This is a genomic window from Kitasatospora sp. NPDC058406 (assembly GCF_042722765.1).
Classification (GTDB): domain Bacteria; phylum Actinomycetota; class Actinomycetes; order Streptomycetales; family Streptomycetaceae; genus Kitasatospora.
This window is the reverse complement of the sequence record NZ_JBHXKE010000331.1, coordinates 834-5,843: the sequence shown is the minus strand read 5'-3', so window position 1 is coordinate 5,843 and position 5,010 is coordinate 834. Positions and strand designations below refer to the sequence as shown.

At 73.7% G+C, this 5,010-nt stretch carries 5 protein-coding genes and 4 tRNA genes; 4 read left to right on the top strand and 5 right to left on the bottom strand.

The annotated features are described in order from the left end of the window. Nucleotides 1-109: 109 nt before the first annotated feature. The 4 genes from ACFWOG_RS37525 to ACFWOG_RS37510 form a co-directional block, all read right to left on the bottom strand. Nucleotides 110-181 (bottom strand) — tRNA-Val (locus tag ACFWOG_RS37525). Between the two features lie 41 nt (nt 182-222). Further along, nucleotides 223-294 (bottom strand) — tRNA-Val (locus ACFWOG_RS37520). Between the two features lie 33 nt (nt 295-327). Then, a tRNA-Cys gene (locus ACFWOG_RS37515) sits at nt 328-401 on the bottom strand. Nucleotides 402-441: 40 nt separating this feature from the next. Then, nucleotides 442-514 (bottom strand) — tRNA-Gly (locus tag ACFWOG_RS37510). A 298-nt stretch (nt 515-812) separates the two neighbouring features. Between ACFWOG_RS37510 and ACFWOG_RS37505 the strand changes: the two genes are divergently transcribed. From ACFWOG_RS37505 to ACFWOG_RS37495, 3 genes are all read left to right on the top strand, one after another. Next, entirely contained in the window at nt 813-1,868 is a 1,056-nt protein-coding gene (locus ACFWOG_RS37505) for a chorismate-binding protein (protein ID WP_355409381.1), read from the top strand. Between the two features lie 81 nt (nt 1,869-1,949). Continuing rightward, a complete protein-coding gene (locus ACFWOG_RS37500) occupies nt 1,950-2,780 on the top strand; it encodes an aminodeoxychorismate lyase (RefSeq protein ID WP_329949822.1) in 831 nt (276 codons plus the stop codon). A 71-nt stretch (nt 2,781-2,851) separates the two neighbouring features. Then, entirely contained in the window at nt 2,852-3,694 is an 843-nt protein-coding gene (locus ACFWOG_RS37495; protein WP_380363932.1) for a GNAT family N-acetyltransferase, read from the top strand. A 22-nt stretch (nt 3,695-3,716) separates the two neighbouring features. Here ACFWOG_RS37495 and ACFWOG_RS37490 read toward each other — a convergent pair whose 3' ends face one another. Beyond that, nucleotides 3,717-4,217 (bottom strand): DsbA family protein, encoded by a 501-nt coding sequence (locus ACFWOG_RS37490; RefSeq protein WP_329882279.1) that lies wholly within the window; start codon nt 4,215-4,217, stop codon nt 3,717-3,719. Between the two features lie 162 nt (nt 4,218-4,379). Between ACFWOG_RS37490 and ACFWOG_RS37485 the strand changes: the two genes are divergently transcribed. Beyond that, nucleotides 4,380-4,913 carry a hypothetical protein gene (locus ACFWOG_RS37485; RefSeq protein ID WP_380363929.1) on the top strand — a complete coding sequence of 178 codons (534 nt, stop codon included), beginning with the start codon at nt 4,380-4,382 and terminating at the stop codon, nt 4,911-4,913. The last annotated feature ends 97 nt before the right edge of the window (nt 4,914-5,010 follow it).

Here is a 5,010-nt window from a genome sequence, read left to right as displayed (position 1 = left end):
CGATACTGGGATTGAACCAGTGACCCCTACCGTGTCAAGGTAGTGCTCTCCCGCTGAGCTAATCGCGCCTGGTGCGGCGGTCCTGCAGCAGACCCCGAAGGGTCCGACGTGCGCGATACTGGGATTGAACCAGTGACCCCTACCGTGTCAAGGTAGTGCTCTCCCGCTGAGCTAATCGCGCCTGGTGCGGCGGTCCTGCAGCAGACCCCGGAGGATCCGACGTGCGCGATACTGGGATTGAACCAGTGACCCCTACCGTGTCAAGGTAGTGCTCTCCCGCTGAGCTAATCGCGCGGGGAGGTCACCCGGTGGAACCGGGAGTCCTCTTGGAGGTGGAGACGGGATTTGAACCCGTGTAGACGGCTTTGCAGGCCGTTGCCTCGCCTCTCGGCCACTCCACCAGGCAACACTCGAAGAACGATCTTACACTGTTCTCCATCGAGCGGACGACGAGATTCGAACTCGCGACCCTCACCTTGGCAAGGTGATGCTCTACCAACTGAGCCACGTCCGCCTGTCTCCCGGGATCTTCACCGTTTTTCCCGGCTGCGCTCCCTGGCGACGTGTTGAACTCTAGCGGATTCCCGGGCCAGCTAAAAATCCGTTCCCGCAGCGTGCCGCCGGGGTGCCCGCCGGGCGGCCGCGGGCCGGGCCCGCGCCGACCCCGCGGGACGGCCCCGTCGGGAGGCGAACGGCACCCTGAGTGACACCCGCAGGTCATCCGGCGCACGCCCGCGCGATGCCCGACTCTGCTCACGCCCCCCGACCTACACTTCAGGCACCGCAACCGAGCAAGCCCGTGCAGGAGACCCGTGTCCGGCCACCCCGCCCCCCACATCCCCCTCGCCCGCTTCGGCGGCCGCCTCGCGACCGGGCTGCGCGACGTCACCTCGGATCCGGCGGCCCTCGACTCCGCCGGCTACTGGGCCGTCGTCCACGACTTCGAGGGCCGGCTCACCTGTGCCCGCTTCGACGACGTCCGCCCGGCCCCCGCGCCCCCGTCCGGCGCGGGCTGGCGGGGACCGGCCGCCGACCGCTGGCGCAGCTCGCTCGACCACGCCTCCTACACCGCGGGCGTCCGCCGGATCAGGGAGCACATCGCGGCCGGCGAGGTCTACCAGGCGAACCTCTGCCGCGTGCTGTCCGCGCCGCTGCCGGACCCGGACCGCACCGACGTCGACGCCCTCACCGGCCTGCTCGCGCACGGCAACCCCGCGCCCTACGCCGGCACCGTCCGGCTGCCCGGCCACGGCGTGGAGATCGCCACCGCCTCGCCCGAGCTGTACCTGCGCCGTACCGGCCGCACCGTCTCCTCCGGCCCGATCAAGGGCACCGGCCGCACCGAGGACGACCTGCTCGACAAGGACCACGCCGAGAACGTGATGATCGTCGACCTGGTCCGCAACGACCTCGGACGGGTCTGCGCCACCGGCAGCGTCAGCGTCCCGGACCTCTGCGCCGTCGAGAAGCACCCCGGCCTGGTCCACCTGGTCTCCACCGTCGAAGGGACCCTGCGCGAGGACGCCGGCTGGCCCGAACTGCTCTCCGCGACCTTCCCGCCCGGCTCGGTGACCGGGGCCCCCAAGTCCAGCGCCCTGCGCATCATCGAGGCGCTGGAGACCGCCCCGCGCGGCCCCTACTGCGGGGCCGTCGGCTGGGTCGACGCCGACCGCGGCGAGGGCGAACTCGCCGTCGGCATCCGCACCTTCTGGATCGACCGGACCGACCCGGCCGCCCCCGAGCTCCGCTTCGGCACCGGTGCCGGCATCACCTGGGGATCCGACCCCGACCGCGAGTGGGCGGAAACCGAACTGAAGGCCGCCCGCCTGGTCGCGATAGCGTCGGGCACCGACACCCCCACCGACTGAGAGCCGGAACGCCCCGGCGCGGTCTCCGGACCCCGGCCGGAACCGACCCGCCCACGCCCCACCCACGAGGAGCAGCCCTCGATGCAGCACCCCACCACCAGCTGGGTCAACGGGTCCCTCGTCGACTCCGCCGACCCCGCCCTGTCCGTCCTCGACCACGGACTCACCACCGGCGACGGAGTCTTCGAGACCCTGAAGGCCGTCGACGGCCGGGCCTTCGCGCTCACCCGCCACCTCGACCGGCTCACCCGCTCGGCCCGCGGCCTCGGCCTGCCCGATCCCGACCACGACCGGGTCCGCGAGGCCTGCGCCCAGGTCCTCGACGCCAACCCCGTGCCGCTCGGCCGGCTGCGCGTCACCTACACCGGTGGCGTCGCCCCGCTCGGCTCCGAACGCGGCGACGACGCCCCCACCCTGGTCGTCTCCCTCGGCACCGCCGCCCGCCGCCCCGACACCACCGCCGTCGCGGTCGTCCCCTGGCGCCGCAACGAGCACAGCGCCGTCGCCGGTCTGAAGACCACCTCGTACGCCGAGAACGTCGTCGCCCTCGCCGCCGCCCACCGGGCCCGCGCCTCCGAGGCGATCCTCGCCAACACCGCCGGCCGGCTCTGCGAGGGCACCGGGTCCAACGTCTTCGTCGTGCTCGACGGAACCCTGCTCACCCCGCAGCTCTCCTCCGGCTGCCTGGCCGGCATCACCCGCCGGCTCGTCATCGACTGGTGCGGCGCCCAGGAGGCCGACCTGCCGCTCGACGCGCTCCAGCGGGCCGAGGAGGTCTTCCTGACCTCCACCCTGCGCGACGTCCAGGCCGTCACCCGCGTCGACGGCCACGAACTGGCCGGGCCCGGTCCGGTGACGACCAAGGCCATGGCGGTCTTCGCCGAGCGCAGCGCCGACGACCTGGACCCCTGAGCGCCGCCGGGGCTCCCGGCCCCGCCCACCCCGGCGGGTAGAACACCCGGGCGGCGGGAAGGGACCCCGGCATGACCACCACGCTGCGCCCAGAGGGCCCGGAGACACCCACCGCCGCCGGCGGCCGCACCAGACGCTGGCGGATCTGCGCCAACGGCCGGCCGGTCGGCGCCCTGCGCACCAGCCTCGTTCCGCGCGGCGGGCAACTCTGGGGCGAGATAGCCGAGTTGGAGGTGCACGAAGGGCGCGGGCGGGGGCGCGGGACGTTCGGCGCCCTGGCGGCCGAGGAGGTGCTGCGCGGCTGGGGCTGTACCCGGGTGGACGCCGACATCCCCGAGTCCTCGCAGCTCGCGCGCTCGCTCGCGGTCACCCTCGGCTACAGCGAGCGGATGCGGAACATGGCCAAGCGCCTCACCGCGCCGCCCGCGCTGCCGCCCGGCCTCACCGCGCACCCGATCGGCGCGGAGGAGTTCCCGGACTGGCTCGCGGACGCCAAGGAGGGCTATCTGCGCGACCTGGTCTCGTCCGGTCTCGCGGAGGAGCAGGCCCGCGCCAAGTCCGACGCCGACCACCTGAACCTGCTGCCCCTGGGGGCCGGCACCCCCGGTGTCGCGCTGCGCCGGCTGAGGGGTGCCGGGCCGGACCCGCTGGGCTCGCTCTGGCTGGCCCTGCGGGTCCGCGACCTGTCCGACGGCGCGCCGATGGCCTGGGTGATGGTGGTCGAGGTGGCCGAGGCCCACCGGGGCCACGGCCACGGCCGGGCGCTGATGCTGCTCGCGGAACGGGAGTGCCTGGCCGCCGGGGTCCGCGACCTGGGGCTGAACGTCTTCAGCGGCAACGAGGTCGCGATCCGGCTCTACGAGTCGCTCGGCTACCGGGTGACCAACCGCGTCTACGGCAAGACGCTGATCTGACGCCGGATCCGCCGACGGGCCGTCAGGAGCGCTGCGCCGCCTCGATGACGGCGACGATCCGGTCCAGCAGGCCGTCCTGGCTCCGTCCGCCGTCCAGTCGCTGCCCGGCGATCACGTAGGTCGGCGTGCCCTGCACGCCGATCGCCTTGCCCTCGGCCTGGTCGGCGTCGACGATCAGCATGTGCCGCCCGTCCACCAGCGCGGTGTCCACCTCCTCGGCGTCCACCCCGACCTCCCGCGCCACCTCCAGCAGCACCTCGGTGCCGCGCGACTCCAGCTCCTCGACGCGGGCCAGCAGCGCCTCGACGTACGGCCACCCCAAGCCCTGCGCGAACGCCTCCTCGGCGGCCTCCGCCGCGGCGTAGGCGTGCTTGTGCTTCTCCAGCGGGAAGTGGCGCAGCTCGACGGGGAGCGCGTCGCCGTACCGGGCGCGCAGCGTCCGGACGTCGTCCAGGGCGGTGCGGCAGTCCGGACACTGGAGCTCGCACCAGAACTCGAGACGGGGGAGGGAACCTTCGATCATGCCCCCAGTGTTCCACTAGTGGGCTCCGTGCCGTCCCGGCGGCGGTCGGGCCCGGCCAGACCGGAGCGACGGGAGGTCCGACGAGATGACCAGTTCGACTGACAGGCCGACCGGCCGAGCGGCGCGCGGTGCGCGGGCGGCGGCCGACGACGGGACGCGGCCGTGCTGACGGCGGCGGTGAGCTTCGCGCTGACGGCGGCCGGGGTGGCCGTCGCGGGCCTGCGCGCGTACCGCCGGCGCTTTCTCTCCGCGACCCGTTGGTTCGCGTTCGCGCTGGTGCCGGCCGGTCTCTACCTGACCGGCCTCTTCCCGGTGGCCCGGACCATCGGCAGCGAGCTGGCGGACTGGGCGACGAAGCTGGTCTTCGACCCCCGGGTCTGGACCGGCATCGTGCTGCTGGGCGTCTCGGCCGCGCTGCTGGCCACCACCCGTTGGGCGGGCCGTCGCGGCGCCGTCGCCGGGGGCGGGGCGCGTCCGGCGGCCGGTCCGGCTCCCGCACGCCCGGCCGTCGGCGCGGATCCCGGCGGTGTCACGGGCACCGCGCCGTTCGATCCGGCGAGGCAGGCCGAGCAGCCGAGGCGGGCCGAGCCGCAGAAGCCGGCGAAGCAGCAGAAGCCGGCGAAACAGGCCAAGCGGGACGACGGGCTCGGGGACTTCTCCGACATCGAGGAGATCCTGCGCCGCCGCGGGATCTGAGCCGAAGCTGACTCAGAGCGACATCGCCGTCCCCCGGACCCAGTTTAAGAACTAGTATGAGGACCGGCGCCGGAACCAGGCGGCGAACCCCACGCCG

Coding starts and splice junctions, on each gene's coding strand:
- ACFWOG_RS37495 (WP_380363932.1), top strand. CDS start 2,852: ATGACCACCACGCTGCGCCCAGAGGGCCCGGAGACACCCACCGCCGCC.
- ACFWOG_RS37490 (WP_329882279.1), bottom strand. CDS start 4,217: ATGATCGAAGGTTCCCTCCCCCGTCTCGAGTTCTGGTGCGAGCTCCAG.
- ACFWOG_RS37500 (WP_329949822.1), top strand. CDS start 1,950: ATGCAGCACCCCACCACCAGCTGGGTCAACGGGTCCCTCGTCGACTCC.